The sequence below is a fragment of the Hymenobacter volaticus genome, from assembly GCF_022921055.1.
Classification (GTDB): domain Bacteria; phylum Bacteroidota; class Bacteroidia; order Cytophagales; family Hymenobacteraceae; genus Hymenobacter; species Hymenobacter volaticus.
In genome coordinates, this window is the sequence record NZ_CP095061.1 from 2,694,883 (window position 1) to 2,713,579 (window position 18,697).

An 18,697-nucleotide genomic window follows, 5' to 3' on the forward strand; every position below is an offset into this window, starting at 1 on the left:
GTGTTTAGGGCACCACGGGTGCAGTAGCGGCCTCGAAAGGCGAAGCGGGCAGCCCCTCTTTGTTGTAGAGGTTGGCCCCTTCTGGGTTGTCGGCCCAGGCGTAACGCACTGTCACGGGTGCCGTTACCTGGTCGTTCCATACTACCACCGTATTACCCTCAATCTTAGCTTGAGCCCAAACGAATTTTTTGTCGGTACCAGCTACTGCGAATCCTTTCAGCGGACCGCCGCCCTTGGCTATTAGTCCACCGCCTACGTCGGTAAACTTCAGGGTAACGTGATTCCCAGCGGGTTGAGCTGCTTGATAGAGCGGGCCCGAAGCCACCACCTTCTTGTTGCCGTATGCCACCTTTTCAGCAGCCAAGGCCAGACGGTGACCTACGGTCTGTTTGTCGAGGGGGTGAATGTCGTTCCATTCGCCAGCATCCGTAATCACGGCCATACCGGTGTGCGGCACGGCCAACGTGCGGCGCTGCGCATCGCGCACGGCTGCCCAGCCGCTTTCACTAGGCTCAGGTTTAGCGGCCATGAAGTTGGCTAATTGCACGTATAGGAAAGGCAATGCGGGCCGTTGATAGTGCTGGCGCCAGTCGTTGATCAGGCTGGTCATCAGGGCCTGATAGTCTTGCGGACGCCCAGCGTTGCTTTCGCCCTGATACCAGAGCACACCTTTGATAGCATAGGGCAGCACCGGCGCAATCATGCCGTTGTAGAGCGCACCAGGCTGAAACTGAAACGGAGTGGTGCCCGGCGTGGGCGGCAGCGTAGCCCCTAGCTGGTACTGCCAAGGCCCGCGCAGGTCGAGGGTCTGGCCACCTGCTCGGAGCTGGTAGTTTTTGTCGGGCGTAAAGCCCCCGCGCCCGCCGTTGCTAATCAGGCGCACTACCACCACGTTTTTCCCCGCCTTCAGCACGCCCGGCTTCACCTCGTACTTGCGGGGCGGGTACTGATACCCCGTTGTGCCAACCAACTGGCCATTGATGTACGTCGAGTCGGCGTCTACTAGGGTGCCGAGTTCCAGGCGAGCGGGCTGGTCAACCATGCTAGCGGGCACGTCCACTTCCTTGCGAAACCAAACCACCCCGTTCACTGGTCCGAGCGGCGTCTGGTTGGCCCAGTAGCCGGGCACTTGCATGGTAGCCCAGCTGCTGGCATTGTAATCCGGAGCGGACCATTTCTGCTGGCCCCGGGCCTCGCCTAGATCCGCTTGGTGCAAGCGCTTGTGCCAGTCGGCAACAGCGGCGTTTTCGCGCTGCCGGATGCCTGCTACTACCGTGCTGTCTTGGTACTTGGCGGCCTGTTGCTCGTAGGTCGGAAACTGCCGGAGCGCGTCGGGGCTCAGCCAGGCCTCGGCAGGCGAGCCGCCCACGGCGTCTTTGATGATGCCCACTGGCACCTGGTACTTAGCGTTGAGTTCCTTGGCGAAGAAGTAAGCTACGCCCGAAAACTGAAGCACGGTTTGCGGGTCGGCTGCTATCCATTTGCCGCCAGCCACGTCGGTGCGGGGGCGCTGCAAGGAGGAACTCATTGGCACCTCGAACTGCCGGATGCGTGGGTTGGCCGCTTGGGCAATCACCTCCGGAAACTTGTCGCGCAGGCGGCTCATGGGCGTTTCCATATTCGACTGTCCTGAGCACAGCCACACATCACCCACCAGCACATCTTTTACGCTTAGCTCGTTGCTGGCCTTGATGCCCATGTCGAAGGGGCCGCCGGCTTTCATAGCGGGCAGTGTCACGCGCCAGTGGCCGTCGGCACCCGTAGTGGCACGGTAGGTTTTGCCTTGAAAGGCTACGCTTACGCTTTCCCCAGGCTTGGCCCAGCCCCAAATGTGTACTGGCTGCTCACGCTGTAGTACCATACCATCACTTACTAGGCGTGGCAGCCGCACTTGCGCCGTGGCATGGTGCACAGCAGGCAAACCAAGCAGCAGGCTTATTACTATGTATTTGATTTTCATAGGGATGAAGCACATTTTGTGGCCATGGAGCTTAAAAGCAGTAGCCTCTCATAAATAAGCCCAGGTTTCGGAGTGAAACCTGGGCTTATTTATGAGAGCAAAAAACTGGGCACTTAGGCCTGCAAATACCCCTTATAAGGGACGAAGAAAGGGTACTTACCTAGAGCAGCCATTTCAGTGCTCAGCTACTCCCCTGCTTACTGTGGATAGCCAGGGTTTTGCGTAATCTTACCGTTCGTCCGGTCAATTTCCTGCTGCGGAATGGGGCGCAACACGTGGTAAGGTTGGATGTTCTTTGCTGCATCCGAACCATAGGTGTCGGTAGCACCGGGGATGGGTGATGGCTTAGAAGCTACAAATGCGGGCACGTACTTCTTCACGCGTTCCACCAACTTGCCGGTACGTACCAAGTCAAACCAGCGGGTCTGCTCGCCACAGAGCTCACGGGTGCGCTCGTCGAGGATGAAGTCGATGTTCAACTGAGCCGTGGTAATTTCCATTTGCGCAGCTCTGCCAGGTGCAGCGGCCCGACGGCGGACTACGTTGATGTAGTCGCGGGCTTGGTTGAGGTTGCCGAGGTACATGTTGGCTTCCGCCGCAATCAGGTACGTCTCAGCCAAACGATACAAGATCAGTGGCCGGTCGGAACTGGTATTAGTGGCCGAACGCGTAGCATCGTCGAACTTATTGATGTAGGGCGAATACTTGGTGGTGTAGGTGCTAGGCGTACCTACTACGTAACGACCGTTCGGACGAGCATTGATGCGCGCCTGTTCTGCCGCCGTGATTTCGCGGCCGGCATACCACGCGGCGGTATCTCCAATTACGGCCTTCGGGTTGAAGGCAACGCCACTATTGGCCGCGCCGGTACCCGTCGAATTGACAAGCCACAGTGTCGTGAACCACTTATTGTAGCGGGTATCAGTTGTGCGCCACTGCCGAGGGTTGGTCTCGGAAGGCAGTATATACGAGGTCAGCAAATACGGGGTCGAAGCTAAACGACCGAAGGGGCGGCCGTATACAATGCTACGGGCCACGTTGGGCAACTCGTCGTAGCGGCCCCGGAACAAGAAGTTGGTTTGGTTTTGACCAGCGCCACCGGCACCGTTGTCGGATATGCCCGTGAAGGTGGGGTCAGTGTTGAACTGCACATTGAAAAGCACTTCCTTACCGTTCTCGTTGCCTTCCTTGAATACGTCGGCTGGGTCAGCCTCCAGTCCTTTGCCATACTTGCTGGCATCGGTGATAAGTTCGCTGGCGTACTGAGCGGCTTTAGCGTAGTCGTCACCTTGCTTGCCTGTGGAAGTAGCCCGGGTCAGGTGCACTTTGGCTAGCATGTGCAATGCCGTAGCCCGCGTTACGCGGCCAGGCTGCGCCGCCGTACTAGCAATGTCCTTGAGGGCATCGTTCAGATCCGTAACAATGGCATTGTATACATCGGCGGTGGAATTACGTGAAAAATCCTTTGTTGGTGCATCCACGAATGTGAGCGTCAACGGCACATCACCGAAAGCTTGCACCAACTGAAAGTAATACCAAGCCCGCAACACTTTGGCTTCTGCTACAATCTGGGCGAGAGCGGGGGCAGTTAGCCCCTGCACCGTACCCGCGTACTGAATAACGCCGTTGGCGTCGTTGATATAGCGGTAATAGGTAGCCCACAAGTTGGTAGCCGTTCCGTTGTTGTTGTTGAGTAGGCCGCCGTTGTAATCTTCCAGTCCATCACTTGCGCCAAAACCGCGCATAAATTCATCGGTACCCTGCGACATGAAGTTGGAACCTCCCTGATCGGAAGTTGCATTGCGTAGGCCCGAGTATACCCCTGCCAGACCAGCCTGTAAGCCGTCGGGCGTGCCTAAGAAACTAGGGACCAGAACTGAACGAGGATTCTCGTCCAAGATGTCTTTATCGCAACTGCTGGCGGCCAGAAGCAAAGCGAGGGCCGAGCCAGTAAGAAATATCTTTTTCATATATGAAAAGGGACGCACACGTGCGCTAAGAAAAGTTGAGAAGAAATTAGAAGCCGACGTTCACACCGATAATGAATGCCCGGGTAGCGGGATAGTTCACGCCGCGGCCAGCCGTACCGCTGTTAACATTGCTGTTTAGGTCGCCTTCGGCAAAGGCAATACCATTGTTATTGGAAGAGCTGCCGCTAAAGCGAGTCGAGTATGACAGTGCATCCGGGTCAATGGCTTTGTTTTTCTTGTAGAAATCCTCTGGCGACCAGATGAGCGGGTTTTGTACCTGCAAGTAGATGCGGGCAGTGCTCATTTTGGCTTTCTGCACAATGCTAGCCGGCAACGCATACCCCAAGTCGATGCTGCGCACCTTGATAAACGTACCACTCAAGTAAGACAACGTCGAGGAGTTGAGCACGAAATCGTTGAAGTAGGTCTGGTTGGGCTGTGGGTACGGGTTGTTAGGTGTATCGGGCGTCCAGTACGGCAGGTTCACCTGGTTGCGGCGACCACCGAACGTGGTGAAATACGAGGTAGGGTACAGCAGCGGGTCAACCACGGTAGCACCCACGCGGGTGAGAGCCACAGCCGTCAAATCGAAGCCTTTAAACTTGAAGCGTTGGGTGGTACCGGCTTCAAACTTCGGCTGGCGCGACCCGATGATTTGCCGGTCGGCGGGGTCTACGGTGCCGCTGTTGTTGAGGTCCTCGATTCTGATTTGGCCTATCCGGCTGGCGGCTTTCGCAATAGCTGCCTCTTCGCCGGGCTGCCAGATGCCCGCTTTCTTGTAGTCATAGAACACGTACAGTGGCTGACCAATGAAGCGCTGGTTGCTGATGTCGCTGCGGGGGTTGCCGTTTTCGTCGTCGCCTAAGCCTAGATCGAGCACTTTCTCACGGTTCACGGTGAAGTTCCAGTCAGAATTCCACTCGAAACCACTGGCCGTGCGCACGTTCACCGTCGAGATGCCGATTTCAAGACCACGGTTTTGCGTTTTACCGATGTTACGCGTGAAAGAGCCGTAGCCGCTCACAGTTGGTAGCGCATCGGGCAGCAGCAAGTCGCTGGTGCGCTGCTCGTACACCTCTATCGAGCCGCTAATGCGGTTTTGCAGGAAGCCGAAGTCAAGGCCGAAGTTAGTGGTAGCCGTGTATTCCCAGCCCAGGTTGGGGTTAGGAATAGAGGCCGGAACTACCCCAACTACACCCGTACCCCCGAAGCTGTAGTAGCCGTTGCCTAGGCCCGACTGCAAGGAACCAAGCGTTTGGTAAGGGTTTACGGCAGTGCTGCCGGTGCGGCCATAGCTGGCACGCAGCTTCAGGTTGTTCACCCAAGCTTGGCTTTGCATGAACTGCTCATTGACGATGTTCCAGGCCAAGGCACCCGATGGGAAGGCTTTGTACTTGTTGCCAGGAGCCAAGCGCGACGAGCCATCGGCCCGAACCGTTACGGTAGCCGAGTAGCGGTTGTCGTAAGCGTAGTTCACGCGGCCCATGTAGGAAATAATGTCCCACTGGTTTTCGAAGCTGCCAGGCGCCGTAGGTGTACCCGCACCTAGGTTAGAAGAAAGCTGGTAGTTGGTAGGCAAGTTTTGCGAACCGGCATTGAACCCATCGGTACGGAACTCCTGCGCGCTGTACAAACCCGTGAAGTTTACATCGTGCTTCCCAAACGTGCGGTTGTAGGTCAGCAGGTTTTCAGCCAGCAGGTTGAAGGCGAGGTTCTGCGAGCGAGAAGCAGCGTTCTGGCCCCCGTTACGGGCCGGCGTGTTCGAGGCGTTAAACGATTCGCTGTTTTCCGAGCGGCCATCCAAGCCAACATTGAGGCGGTAATCCAGCCCTGGCAGGATGTTTACCTGCGCATACAGGCTGTTGAAAGTGCGAATACGACGGCGTCTGTCTAAGTGCGCGTCCGGCACATAGTACGTTAACGCGTTAGCCGTTGCCTGGTCGTTATTTGGGAAGAGGATCGGGTTACCGTTGGCATCAAATGGCGAAGCAAGCGGGCTAGTCGTCAGGATGTTGTATAGGATGTTGATGTTCGGATCGTTTTGCTGGGTGAAGCTATTAAGCGTATTCAAACCCACTTTCACCCGTTTGCCGATCTGCTGATCCAGCGTGCCGCGCAACGAATAGCGCTTGATGCCTTGAACGGGAACGATTCCGGTCTCGTCATAATAACCGAGCGAGGCCGAATATTGCGTCTGCTCGGTGCCACCACTCACGCCCAGTGCGTGGTTCTGGATGCGGCCATTCTTGAAGAGCAGATCCTGGTAATCGAAGCTTTTTCCAGCAGCGTAGTTGGCTTTCTCGTCATCGGTCAAGAAGCCGGCGGCTGTGTTGGGGTTTTGCCCGGCAGCGCGGTACGCCTCAGAGCGGAAGTTGTAGTACTCTTCGCCGTTTTGCAGATCAAAGAGGCCATAGGCTCTCTTAGTGCCATAGTACGCGTTGTACGTGGCCTTTGGAGCGCCGTTCTTACCACGCTTGGTGGTAATCAGAATAACCCCGTTAGCACCCCGAGCACCATAAATGGCCGTCGAGGAAGCATCCTTCAGTACTTCCAGCGAAGTAATATCGTCAGGGTTCAAGTCGTTTAAGCTACCATCGTAAGGCACGCCGTCCACTACCAGCAGCGGATCGTTGCTGCCCGCAAAAGAGCGGTTACCGCGGATACGGATAACTGGGTTCTGGCCGGGCGAACTGCTTGCACTCGAGATGTTGACACCCGCAGCACGGCCTTGCAGAGCTTGGCCAATGTTGGCTACTGGCACATCGCGAAGCTGCTGCTCGGATACCGACGTAATGGCGCCCGTTACCTGGCTTTTTTGCTGCGTTCCATACCCTACCACCACTACCTCATCTAGCGCTTTGGTGTTGGTAGCCAACTTAATGTTGACCGTAGTGCCGGAAACGATTGCCTCCTGGCTAACAAAACCGATAGCGCTAAAGACTAACGTGCTGCCGATGGGTGCAGATAACGTAAACCCACCATCGCCATTAGTTGAAACGCCATTCGTGGTGCCTTTCTGCAATACCGTAACACCGGGTAGGCCTTCACCGCCTTCAGCGCTGGTAACCTTACCGGAAATCGTTTGCGCAGCTTGCGCGAAAACGTGGGAAGTAGGTAATAGTAGGCTGGCCATGGGCAGTCCTACGGCCGCAAAAAGCGGCAAGCTCAGGCCTAGGGCCGTCTTGCGTAATGGAAAAGACATAGTTTGTGGGAGTTTATGGTAAAATTTCAATCTTAAAATCCGATAGAATTGCCGCCGTCAACGGGCAGCGAGGCGCCGGTGATGTAGCGCGCTGCTTCCGAGGCCAAGAACACGGCCGCCTGCCCGATGTCCTCGGGTTGGCCGAACTTGCCCATCGGCGTGCGCCGCATGGCCCGGTCGCGCCGCTCCGGGTCCGAGTTCATGGCCGTGCGGCTCATTTCGGTTTCGATGAAGCCCGGAGCAATAGCATTGACGCGCACATTGTCTTTCGAGAACTCCGAGGCCAGCACCTTGACCATGCCTTCCACCGCCGACTTCGAGGCGGCATAAGCTACTACCCGGTCGATGCCGTAGTAGGCCGCCATCGAGGAAATCATCAAGATTACGCCGCTGCGGCGGGCCACCATGCGCTGGGCGCAGGCCCGGGTCAAAGCAAACACGGCGTTGAGGTTGGTGTGGATGATGCGGCTAAATTCCTCATCCGTCACCTCCAGGGCCGGCTTCTTCATGTTTACCCCCGCGTTGTTGACCAGTATGTCCAGGGGGCCATAGGTGGCTTCAATGTGGGCAACCAAACCGTCCAGCTTGTCTAGCTCGCAGACGTCGTTGGTGAGGTAGTGCACCGATTCACCGAGGTCGGCTACTGCTTCTTGCAGCACCGATTCGCGGCGACCCGTGATGATAACCGTAGCGCCGGCCACGGACATGCAGCGGGCTATTTCCAGGCCGATACCGCTGCCACCACCGGTGACGAGAGCCAGCTTGCCTTCCAGGGAAAACGGGTTGAGTTGGTGTTGCCCAGCAGCCTGGGTGTGGGTGGAGAGAAGGGGCTCGATACGGTGCATAAAGTAGGGAGTGCTAAGTCGGGAGAGAATTATTAGCGCAATTGGTAGATATCCACTAGCTCTTTGATTTCAGCTAAAGGGCGAGTGGGCGGCGGAAACGCAGGCGGAATAGGTTGCCGCGAAAAAGTTTGGAAGTAGAGCACGCAGGCATCGCGCCACCACAAGGCTTCGTGGTGCTGAATCCGCAGGCGGGAAGCCACGTCGGTGTATAGTTCGGCATCCACGGCAGGCTTGGCTTGCTCCCACTGCCGCTGCATCCACAGTACCGAGTCGGCGCCGGTGTAGTAGCGGGTGCAGAGCTCGTTCCAGAGGGTGCGGCCGGTGCTTAGTTGCTGCTTCCAGCCCACATGATGGAACCAGAGCAAGTAGTCGGGTGGGCAAGTGGCCGGGTTGCCCCAAAGTTTGCGCACCCCGGGTGCGTATAAAGCCAGCGCATTAGAACCACGCTCCGTGCGGTCGAAGCCTAGGCCCATGGAATCGGCCTTGTGATAGTACACCGACGTCCAGTCGGGCCGGGCGCTTTGCGAAAGCCAAGGCTCAGGGCCGTAATGGATGCTTTGCCCCATGATGTGATGCAGGCCCAGGGGCGTGGTGTAGCGCACGTAGATATTGCGCGACTGGTTGAGCACCTGCGTGATAGCCGCTACGGCAGCGGGCTGCCGGGTCAGCGTCATACGGGTCCATTCTTCACTGATAGCGGCCGAACTCAGGGTATGGTCCCAAGCCAAGCGCCCAAAGGCGTACCAGTTGGCTTGGCCCACCGGGTGGCCGGTCCAGTTGCGGTCCGAACCGATGTTGGCGACGCCGGCAATACCACTTATGGTGTGCTTTTCCAGGCTGCCATCCACAACCTTCGCCACCGTCGAGCCGGGGCCCTGTGTGTGGGTGTCGGCCTCCAGGCATTCCTTTATGAGCGGCCCCAAGTACACGAGGTGCGTCGCGAAGCCTAAATACTCTTGGGTGAGCTGCACTTCCAGCACCAACGGGGTGCGCGGCATGGCCCCAAATAGCGGGTGAAATGGCTCCCGCGACTGGAAGTCAATCGGTCCGTTTTTCACTTGCACCAGCACTTTCGGCGCGAACTTGCCGTCGAGAGGCTGAAACTCCTGATAGGCTTCCTTGAACCGGTCGCCCTTGGAATTGGCTTTGTACACGAAAGCGCGCCACATTACAATGCCCTCGTGCTGACCCAACGCTTCGGCCAGCATATTGGCGCCGTCGGCGTGGTTGCGGCCGTAGTCCTGCGGGCCCGGCTCGCCCTCCGAGTTGGCTTTTACTAGAAAGCCTCCGAAGTCAGGGATGGTCTTGTAGATTTCATTGGTGCGGGCAGTCCACCACTGTTTCACTTTGGGGTCGAGCGGATCGGACGTCGGCAAGCCCCCTATCACCTTAGGCGCGGCCCACAGCACCGACAGGTACACCCGGATACCGTAGGGCCGAAATACGTCTGCCAAGGCCTTCACCTTTTGCAAGTACTCGGGCGTGAGGTAGCGGGCACTGGCATTGACGTTGTTGATAGCCACGCCATTAATGCCAATCGAGGCGTTGGCGCGAGCGTAGTCCTGGTAGCGCGGGTCGATGCGCTCGGGTAGCTCGTACCACTTCCAAATGGAAGAGCCGGCGTAGCCTCGCTCCACGGTGCCGTTCGGGTTGTCCCAGTGGTTGAGCAGCCGGTACTGAATGCGGGGCTGGCTGCTTAGTTTCAGTTGGTTGGGCTGCTGCCCGGTTTGCACGTGGCGGAGCAAGGCAAAGCAGCCGTAGAGCACGGCCGCATCGGTAGGACCCGTGATTTCCAACCCATTTTTCTGCGTGCTTACCCGGTAGCCTTCGCGGCCCAGCGCTGGATCGGGCGCCACGCGCAAATGAATTTCACCTTTGCCACTCCCCTTTCCCACGGGAACCGTTTGCCCGAGCAAGCCCTGTAGCCCGAGTTGTAACTCGCTGGCGGCGGTTTGCAAGATGGGTGTAGTAGGAGATTCCAAGACGATGCTCCGCGCTTGCGCCTGCCACGCTTTGCGTAGGCTAGCCTCGGGCATCTGGTCATACTTCAGCCACAAACGGTAGCCATCATCGGCCCACCCCAAACAGGGAGTACCAACATATAACAAGGAAAGCAGCAGGAAGCGAAGGAGCATAGGTGGGTGGGAAGGCGGTGCAGAGCGGTTAAACGAAGCGGGGTACGGACGACTCGGTGCGGATTTGTTCGGCTGGGCGCTTCTTCTCGGTTTGTAGAGTGCGACGAATGCCGAGTTCGAGACCACGCAGTTCAGCAAGTCCGCGCAGCCGTCCAATGGCCGAGTAACCGGGGTAGGTTCTCTTGCCACTGGTCAGGTCGTCGAGCATCTGGTGACCGTGGTCGGGGCGCATGGGTATAGTAGGATTTCCCTCCCCGGTGGTAGCCCGGCGCAGTTCTTCTACCACCAGCGCCTTCACTACCGCGTACATGTCCACATCACCAGTTAGGTGGTCGGCTTCGTGGAAATTGCGTGGATTTTCTTCGCGCTTAGTGGCGCGCAAGTGCACAAAGTGAATGCGGTGCCCGAGGCGCTGCACGATGCCGGGCAGGTCGTTGTCGGAGCGTACACCCAACGAACCGGTGCAGAAGGTTAATCCATTGGCGGGCGAGTTGTACGCTTCCAGCAGACCGTTGAGGTCGGCTTCAGTGCTTACTACACGAGGCAACCCGAGCAGCGGGTACGGCGGGTCGTCGGGGTGAATGCACAAATTGATACCTACTTCCTCGGCCACTGGTCCTATTTCCCGCAGGAAATAATACAGATGTTCCCGTAGAGCCGCGGCATCAATGGCGGCATATTCATTGAGCAGGTTTTGGAAGTTGCTTAACTCGAAAGCTTCTTCGGAGCCAGGCAGACCGAGTAACACCGTATTAGTTAGTTCTGCCCGTTCGGTGGCCGACATAGCATCAAACTGCTGGTGAGCGGCAGCCACTACGGCCGGCTCATAATCAGCTTCGGCGTGCGGACGGCGCAGGATGCACAAGTCGAAAACGGCGAAATCCTGCCAAACAAAGCGTAATGCCCGCGAGCCGTCGGGCATCTCGTAGCTCAGATTGGTGCGCGACCAGTCCAGCACAGGCATAAAGTTGTAGCACACCGTTTGGATGCCGCAGGCAGCCAGATTGCGCAACGACTCCTTGTAGTTATTGATGTATTGCGTGCGCGTGGGCAACCCCTTCTTGATGTCTTCGTGCACGGGCAGGCTCTCTACCACTGCCCAGTGCAGTGGAGCGTAGCGCTGGTTGTCGGCTTCAATTAACTGCTGCCGCTCCTGAATTGCTGCTACTGGCCACACACTACCTACTGGTAACTGGTGCAGGGCGGTTACCACGCCAACGCAACCCGCCTGGCGGAGTGTAAACAAAGATGTAGGGTCTTGCGGCCCGAACCAGCGCATCGTCTGCAGCATGGGATACCTATTGAAAAATTACAATTCTATTTCCACTGTTTCAGTGGGTGATAGCTACCTACTGAACAACCGGTGCAGTATCCTTAGTAGCTACTTACTCTCGAATATAAAACAACTACCGATATCTCCACCTATCTAAAAAAGGCCTAAACAACTTGTTTTGCGAATAAAAACGCCGAAACCGTTTCCGGAAACGGTTTCGATAGCTATTCTTTAATTAGTAGCATGCAAAAAAAAATTCGTAGATTATCTTCAAATAATTAAACGCACTTTTAATTACCTCAATCCCACCCTTGGTTTGGTATTCCATAAAAATACCATTTACTCTATGATGAAATGCATCAAGTGCGGCTCGGCTGATGAGGTGAAGCGAGCAGGCTTTATTCGGGGCCGCCAACGGTTCTTTTGCAAGGCCTGCAACTGCCACTTCACCGATCCACGCGCACTACCTGCTCCCGAGCGGAAGCGCCACCAAACTACGATCAGCGACGTAGCCAAAGTGCTTGGAGTAGCGGCTTCCACGGTGTCGCGGGCTCTGAACGGACACTCCGATATTAACTCCAACACCCGGCAGGCCATTGTGGATATGGCCCGGCAGCTAGACTACCAGCCTAACTTGCTGGCACAGAGCCTGAAAAGCAGTGCTACTCATACCATAGGCGTGGTCATTCCCGACATCGAGCGGCCTTTTTTTGCTACGGCTGTTAGTGGCATTCAGCAGGTGGCGGCCGAGGCGGGCTACCGGGTTATGATTTGCCAGTCCAAGGAGTCGTACGAGATGGAGGTGAGCAATGTACAGGCCTTGATTGCCAGCCGGGTAGATGGCCTGTTGATTTGCCACTCCCGCGACACCGAGAACTTCGAGCACGTGCAGCAGCACGCCAGCCGTGGCACGCCCATCGTTCATTTCGACCGGGTGTGCAACGAAGTGGACAGCGCCCAGGTGGTACTTGATGACTGGGGCGGCGCCTACGCTGTAACCGAGCACCTAATTCAGGAAGGTTGCCAGCGCATCGCCATTCTGGCTGGTCCCGAGTCGTTGCTTATTAGTCGGCAACGAATTAGTGGCTATCAGAACGCCCTGAAGCGCTACCGCCTGCCTATCCAGCCGGAGTACGAAGTACATTCCGACTTCCAGCCCGATTCAGCCCTAGCCGCCCTCGATACTTGGTTGGCACTGCCCGAACCACCCGATGCCATATTCGCCATCAACTACCGCAATGCTTTCGACCTTATGTTGGAGTTGAAGCGGCGGGGCCTCCGCATCCCGCAAGACATTGCCGTGGTAGGTTTCGGCGACGAGTTTTTGGCGGCTCTGGTCGAGCCGGGCCTTACAACCATCAACCTGCACCCCTACCGCTTAGGCCAGCACGCGGCACGCTTGTTTTTAGAGCAAGTGCGGCAAAAAGACCAGTTCAAGCCCCGAACCTTCGTCGTTACCGGGGATTTAGTTATCCGCCAATCATCCCTAAAAGGGACTGGCGGTTATTTCAACCTCGAGATTTAAATAGAAAAGAGGTCCGCTGAAGAAGGATGACAATTGTCGACCTTCTATCAGCGGACCTCTTTTTGATTGGGGTTAGCTAGCTAACCGCTCGTGCGGCGTGCTACTTACGGATTGATGAGTTCGATGCTGCCATCGGGCTTGCGCTTCAACTCGGTAACCTTCACGTTGCGGAGCCAGGTTTTGCCCGATAGCTCGGTGTCGTGGTAGAAGATGTACCATTTGCCGTTCACTTCCACAATAGAGTGGTGCGTCGTCCAGCCTTCCACTGGGTTCATGATGACGCCTTGGTACGTGAAAGGGCCGTAGGGTGAATCGCCGGTGGCATATGCCAGCAAATGGGTGTCGCCGGTGGAGTAAGAGAAGTAATACTTGTTGTTGTACTTGTGCAACCAGCCACCTTCAAAGAAGCGGTGCTTGTTGTCGCCCGACAAAAACGGCTTGCCATCCTGACCAAGAATCTGCACTTCCTTCACGGGCTCATCGAAACGCAGCATATCGGAGGTGAGACGTGCCATTTTCGGCCCTAGTGCCACTTCCTTGGGGCCTGGCTCCTGCTCTTTGGGCTTGCTGGCATCGTACTTGCCGGTGCGCCAGCGCTGGAGCTGCCCGCCCCAAATACCGCCCATGTACATGTAGGTCTTGCCATCGGTGTCGGTGAACACGGCCGGGTCGATGCTTAGGCTGCCGGGAATAGGCTGGGGCTGCGCTTTGAACGGTCCTGTTGGGGACGCACTGGTGGCCACGCCAATCCGAAACACGTCCTGTTTGTCCTTCACGGGGAAATACAGGTAGTAGGTGCCGTTTTTGAAGGCGGCATCCGGGGCCCAGAGTTGGCGGCCGGCCCACGGAATATCCTTGACATCCAGCGCAACGCCGTGGTCGGTTACTTTCCCCCCAATGCTGTCCATCGACAGGATATGGTAGTCGCGCATGGCGAAATGGTCGCCGTTGTCGTTTTCTGGCATACCCGTTTCAATGTCGTGCGACGGGTATATGTAGATTTTGCCGTTGAAGACGTGCGCGGAGGGGTCGGCGGTGTAAATGTCTTTTACGAGTGGCTCTGACAAGTACTTGCGGCTGCTGGCAGCAGTGGCTGGGGCAGTTGCTTTGTCGGCGGCGGTTTTGCTTTCCTCACTCTTGTTTTGGCAGGCCGTAAACATAGCCAGCGGCATCAGGACAGCTAGTGCCGACAAGGTGGGCGACACAAAGGAGGGGTGGTTTTTAAACGACAACGGGCGAGAATTTAGGTAACTGGTACTACCTGCTGACAAAGTGTACAGCAGTGGAACAAGGAAATAGTAAATCGGTGAAAGCAGTCAGCCATGTGAGGTATTCAACCGTTATAAAGTTGCACCTAGCTTGACAAAAGGCAGACGAAACCGCCCTGCCTCTACCGCCAAATATAGCTTTCCTCCTGACGAGTGGACTACTAGTACGCCTACTATCGCCTTACATAAAGTATCTAATCGATTTCGGTAGGACCGCTGGTTTGGCATGCAGGATACTGCAAGCCAGCCCGCAGTGCAGCAACTGAAAAAGCTGGCCAGGGCTTGTGGACACTAAGAGTTTCTACTCAAAACAGGACTATCATGCTGAGCGCAGTCGAAGCATCTCGCTAGTGTAGTATACCCTTTTGCCATTGCAACGATTCGAGCGAGATGCTTCGACTGCGCTCAGCATGACAATACCTATATAACGTCAGCACGCGAGTGGCTTCGACTCCGCTCAGCAGGACGTTCTTTTTGTTTGCTGCCCACACACCCTTGCAGACACTCTCAACCTAAGTAAAGCGGCGCAAGTATGGTACTGAGGCAATTTCTTTCCGGATAATCAGCAAGGTCAACCCATCTAGAGTATGACTGATGTGAATTGCCTTGGCTTCCCTCCCGCTTTACCGTTCAAACTTCTTGATTTCCATTTTGCGTTCGAGACCGGGGATGTAAAAAGAGGCAATAGCACGCGCAAAATCGGGTAGCAGTTCGCCGTCGTTGGAGAGCACAATCACGGTGTAGCCTTCCTCGGGAAACCGCCACACGTCACCTAGGCCAGGTCCGCCACTGTGCCCAGCATACAGGACGTTCTTTTCTTCTCCTAGCGCCCAGCCGGCTTTCGTGAATTCGGAAAGTTTAGTACCCACCGAGTCTTGCCCGTACAAGAGGGGGCGAGCAAAGGCGTCGGGGAACAGCACTTCCTTGTCGAGCCCAATTACCCAGTTCACCATATCATCGAGGGAGGCAAAGTAGCCCCCGGCGGTGTAGGTGTATTGGGGATAAATAAACTTGTAGGCGCGCAGTTGGCCATCGAGTTCGTAGTAGGTTGTGGCTTTTTGCGGCACTAGGTTGGTGCGCATAAAAGTGCCCACGCGCTGTTCCATATCGAAAGCGCCATCCTTCATATTCAGCGGGCTGGTTACTTCGTCTTTCAGGATTTGGGGAAAGGGCTTGCCGTATATTTTCTCTAGGATGTAGCCAGCTATCATAAAATCGGCCTGAGCATAGTGCTGCTTGGTTCCCGAAGTGTATTCCAGCGTGGAATCCATAAGGGCTCGTACAACCGTGGCGGTGGAGACATACGCGTCGCCCCGGAATTCGCGGATGCCGCTCGAATGGTTGAGCAGGTGCTTGACATGAATAGGTTTCCAACTAGCCGGAATCGAATCAAGGTACTTCCCGATGGGGTCATTGAGGCTGAGTTTGCCGGCGTACACCGTTTTCAACACCAGCGTAGAGGTCAGCAACTTGGTGCAGGAGGCTATTTGAAAATTGGTGTGCTCGGTTACCTCACGGTTCCACTCCGTGTTGGCTTGCCCATAGGAAGCCACTTTTATCTTTTCCCCGTTCTTGACAACCGCCACCGCAAGCCCAGGAATGCCCAGCGCTTTCATTTTACTGGTCACAAATTCATCCACAGAATGGCTGACTGCTTTAGGCGTTTGGGCAGCGCTAGGCAGCGCAAGAAAAGCAAGTAACACCAGACGCACGAGGTACTTGGTCATACTGAAGTAGCTGATTTACAACGAAAATTTCACCTGAACACTTCTTTCCACTCACAAGCGGCGAGCAGTAACGGCGGGAGTACCGTGCAGATAAGCTATCCGTTACAAGGGGCAACTAAAATTCAAGATTAGAAGCGTGCAGGCAGAAGAACTCGTCGTCTCTCACGAACGACGAGTACCGTAGGAGCGCAACCTAAGAGCCAGGATTTTCGGTTTACACCGTTATGCTTTCCTCGATTGCCTCCGCAATGTCAATTTCTTCCAGCGGCGGCACAGGGGCAAATCGAGACTCGTGAAAGTTAGCTTCGGGAAAGCCTGGTGCTACGTCGGCATTGTTGATTTCTGCTAGGGTGATGCCGTAGCCGCGGTGCGTGTCGTAAATGCCGCGCACCGTGTAAATGGGGCCGCGCTTAGGCGTCTGGATATTGGGGTTCTGCACGAGCAAGAGCGTGAAGTCATCGTTGATGCAAATGACTTCCTGTCCGGGATGGAAAAGCGGCGGCTTCATATGTGGCAAAGGTAGCGGGTAGCTACAAGTGAAAGTAGTTTTCTGGTGGAGAATGCAGGATGAAATACGCCTTGCATTCACAATCGACTGCCTTGTTTTACTTGCTTGAAAAACCCTTTTCGTCCGCGCTGCCTAGTAAAACTTTTCTTATAAAACTGAATCTCCAGAATGGTGAGGCTATAACTCTATAGCACGTAAAATCGGCGCGTAAAAAAGGCTCTATTTTCACTAGCAAGCTGAACAAATGCGTGCCAGCTAACAGTTGAGTTAGTAATATTTCTCTACCAGCATTTCTATGAAAACAAGACGGCCTTACAATTCACAGTCCAATTCATAAACGTGTAAGAAGCAAATATTTATAATAATATTAGTATATCTACTGGGAGAGAGACACGTACAAAAGGCATGCAAAACTCTCCTTCCGACACCCTTGCTCAACGGCAGCGAGCTGTAGCAATGGCTGTTGCCCTGACCACCGATACGTCGTTGGCGCCTCAACGCTACGAGCGCCACTTGCTGTCCATCTACCAACATGGCATCCTCACGATTGAGGAAGTGGTGGAGTTGCTCGACCTCAGCGTGTACCAAGTGCTATACCATAGCCGGGTCACCAAGCTGCCAAGCGAGGCCGATTTGGCGAACTTGCTAGAATGGTCGCGCAACTTCAACGCCGAACATCAGATTACCGGCATGTTGCTTTACAGCGAAGGCCGGTACGTGCAAGTGCTGGAAGGACCCGAAGCCGACGTTCGGGCTCTGTACAGCCGGATCAAAGCGGATACCCGCCACGAGCAAGTGGTGACGGTACTAGAAGGGCCAAGCCCAGAACGCCGCTTTGCCGACTGGAGCATGGGTTTTGGGCTGCTAGCCGTGCCCCAGGTAGACCAGGTGCTAGACGCAGTCAAGAGGCAGGTACCTTACGCCGGACTAGCAGTGGACGACCCGCATCTGCAAGCGCTGCTTGAAGCATTTGGAAGTCATGTCGTTCCAGAGCAAGTGCCTGGGCCGACGAGCGGCATCCACTTCACACAATCGGTAAGCATTTAGCGCTGTATATAAATCCGTATAAATCCTGCTGAACGCCTGGTACAGCAGCCCGTACAACTAAACCGGGAGTTGAAACTGGTTTTGTCGTTTATGGCTCATCTAGCCTGGTATTGCCTAAGGTTGCCCCTATCCCACGTGTATTCATTTAACCTGCGCAACAAGCGTAGCAGTACCATGCAAGAAGAAAATAAATTGAGCAGACGCCAGATCATCAACGGCTTAGGAGCCACTATAGCGGCCGCTGCCATTTCCCCAGTTCTCTCGGTTGAGGGCGCACCCGTTGCTGCCGATTCGGCGCCAGTTCCCCTGCTCGACCCCACCAAAACTTATCCTAAACCGCCATTTAAGAGCCAGTCGCAGCCTTGGCCGGGTCTTGTCAGCCAAATGGAGCCGCGGCCCGACCACGGCGAGAAAAGCTACAAAGGCTCGGGCCGCCTAAAAGGCCGCAAGGCCCTGATTACGGGCGGCGACTCTGGTATGGGCCGCGCCGCCGCCATTGCCTACGCCCGCGAAGGCGCCGATGTAGCCATCAACTACCTGCCAGCCGAAGAGCCCGATGCCAAGGAAGTTATTGCCCTCATCAAGGCCGAAGGCCGCAAAGCCATTGCCATTCCGGGTGACCTGCGTGACGAAGCATTCTGCCAGAAGATGGTAGCCGATGCCGTGCGTGAGCTCGGGGGACTGGATATTCTGGTCAGCAATGCCGCCCGGCAGCAAGCCCACCCGTCGATTCTGGACATCTCGACCGAGCAGTTCGACTGGACGATGAAAACCAATATCTACGCGCCGTTCTGGATCATCAAAGCCGCCTTGCCGCATATGCAGCCAGGCTCAACCATCATTGGTACCACTTCGGTGCAGGCCACCGACCCCTCGGCAGATCTGTACGATTATGCCCAAACCAAGGCGGCCACTACTAGCTTTGTTCGCTCGTTGGCCAAGCAACTTGGCCCCAAAGGCATCCGGGTAAACGGCGTAGCCCCAGGTCCAATCTGGACGCCTTTGCAAGTGAGCGGCGGTGCCACCCAGGAAAAATTAAAGAACTTTGGCGGTACCACACCGCTAGGTCGGCCTGGCCAGCCCGCCGAGTTGGCGTCTATTTATGTGCAGTTAGCAGCTAGTGATGCGAGCTACGCCAACGGCCAAGTGTACGGAGCTGCCGGCGGCGATGGGCAGCCATAACGGTTGATAAGTCAAGCCTGTTCAAGAAGTAGACTCCAATAAAAGCAACGAGCGA

Annotated in this window: 12 protein-coding genes; 3 read left to right on the forward strand and 9 right to left on the reverse strand. The window is 55.8% G+C overall.

From position 1 onward, the window contains the following. Positions 1-4 precede the first annotated feature (4 nt). From MUN86_RS11755 to uxuA, 6 genes are all read right to left on the reverse strand, one after another. Positions 5-1,960: a sialate O-acetylesterase gene (locus MUN86_RS11755; protein ID WP_245117939.1), complete on the reverse strand. Its 1,956-nt coding sequence runs from the start codon at positions 1,958-1,960 to the stop codon at positions 5-7. 197 nt (positions 1,961-2,157) lie between these two features. After that, positions 2,158-3,930: a RagB/SusD family nutrient uptake outer membrane protein gene (locus tag MUN86_RS11760; RefSeq protein WP_245117940.1), complete on the reverse strand. Its 1,773-nt coding sequence runs from the start codon at positions 3,928-3,930 to the stop codon at positions 2,158-2,160. Positions 3,931-3,976: 46 nt separating this feature from the next. Then, a complete protein-coding gene (locus MUN86_RS11765) occupies positions 3,977-7,132 on the reverse strand; it encodes a SusC/RagA family TonB-linked outer membrane protein (protein ID WP_245117942.1) in 3,156 nt (1,051 codons plus the stop codon). 32 nt (positions 7,133-7,164) lie between these two features. After that, on the reverse strand, positions 7,165-7,977 hold the full coding sequence (locus MUN86_RS11770; protein WP_245117944.1) for an SDR family NAD(P)-dependent oxidoreductase: 813 nt from the start codon (positions 7,975-7,977) through the stop codon (positions 7,165-7,167). Between the two features lie 32 nt (positions 7,978-8,009). After that, entirely contained in the window at positions 8,010-10,112 is a 2,103-nt protein-coding gene (locus MUN86_RS11775; protein ID WP_245117946.1) for an alpha-glucuronidase family glycosyl hydrolase, read from the reverse strand. 28 nt (positions 10,113-10,140) lie between these two features. Beyond that, positions 10,141-11,403: a mannonate dehydratase gene (gene uxuA / locus MUN86_RS11780; RefSeq protein WP_245117953.1), complete on the reverse strand. Its 1,263-nt coding sequence runs from the start codon at positions 11,401-11,403 to the stop codon at positions 10,141-10,143. Between the two features lie 328 nt (positions 11,404-11,731). On the opposite strand from uxuA, the gene MUN86_RS11785 reads away from it, so the two are divergent. Further along, on the forward strand, positions 11,732-12,910 hold the full coding sequence (locus tag MUN86_RS11785) for a LacI family DNA-binding transcriptional regulator (protein ID WP_245117954.1): 1,179 nt from the start codon (positions 11,732-11,734) through the stop codon (positions 12,908-12,910). A gap of 104 nt (positions 12,911-13,014) precedes the next feature. On the opposite strand, the gene MUN86_RS11790 is transcribed toward MUN86_RS11785, so the two are convergent. The 3 genes from MUN86_RS11790 to MUN86_RS11800 all read right to left on the reverse strand — a co-directional run bounded on the left by MUN86_RS11790 (position 13,015) and on the right by MUN86_RS11800 (position 16,413). Beyond that, positions 13,015-14,082: a glycoside hydrolase family 43 protein gene (locus MUN86_RS11790; protein WP_375379502.1), complete on the reverse strand. Its 1,068-nt coding sequence runs from the start codon at positions 14,080-14,082 to the stop codon at positions 13,015-13,017. A 719-nt stretch (positions 14,083-14,801) separates the two neighbouring features. Further along, positions 14,802-15,905, reverse strand: coding sequence for a serine hydrolase domain-containing protein (locus MUN86_RS11795; protein ID WP_245117961.1), 1,104 nt, complete (start codon positions 15,903-15,905; stop codon positions 14,802-14,804). A gap of 214 nt (positions 15,906-16,119) precedes the next feature. Beyond that, positions 16,120-16,413: a hypothetical protein gene (locus tag MUN86_RS11800; protein WP_245117962.1), complete on the reverse strand. Its 294-nt coding sequence runs from the start codon at positions 16,411-16,413 to the stop codon at positions 16,120-16,122. Positions 16,414-16,818: 405 nt separating this feature from the next. Between MUN86_RS11800 and MUN86_RS11805 the strand changes: the two genes are divergently transcribed. Beyond that, complete coding sequence (locus MUN86_RS11805; RefSeq protein ID WP_245117964.1) at positions 16,819-17,460, forward strand: BLUF domain-containing protein; 642 nt, start codon at positions 16,819-16,821, stop codon at positions 17,458-17,460. Positions 17,461-17,634: 174 nt separating this feature from the next. Next, the gene (locus MUN86_RS11810; RefSeq protein ID WP_245125724.1) at positions 17,635-18,642 is read left to right on the forward strand and encodes an SDR family oxidoreductase; all 1,008 of its coding nucleotides are present in this window, start codon (positions 17,635-17,637) and stop codon (positions 18,640-18,642) included. Positions 18,643-18,697: the final 55 nt, after the last annotated feature.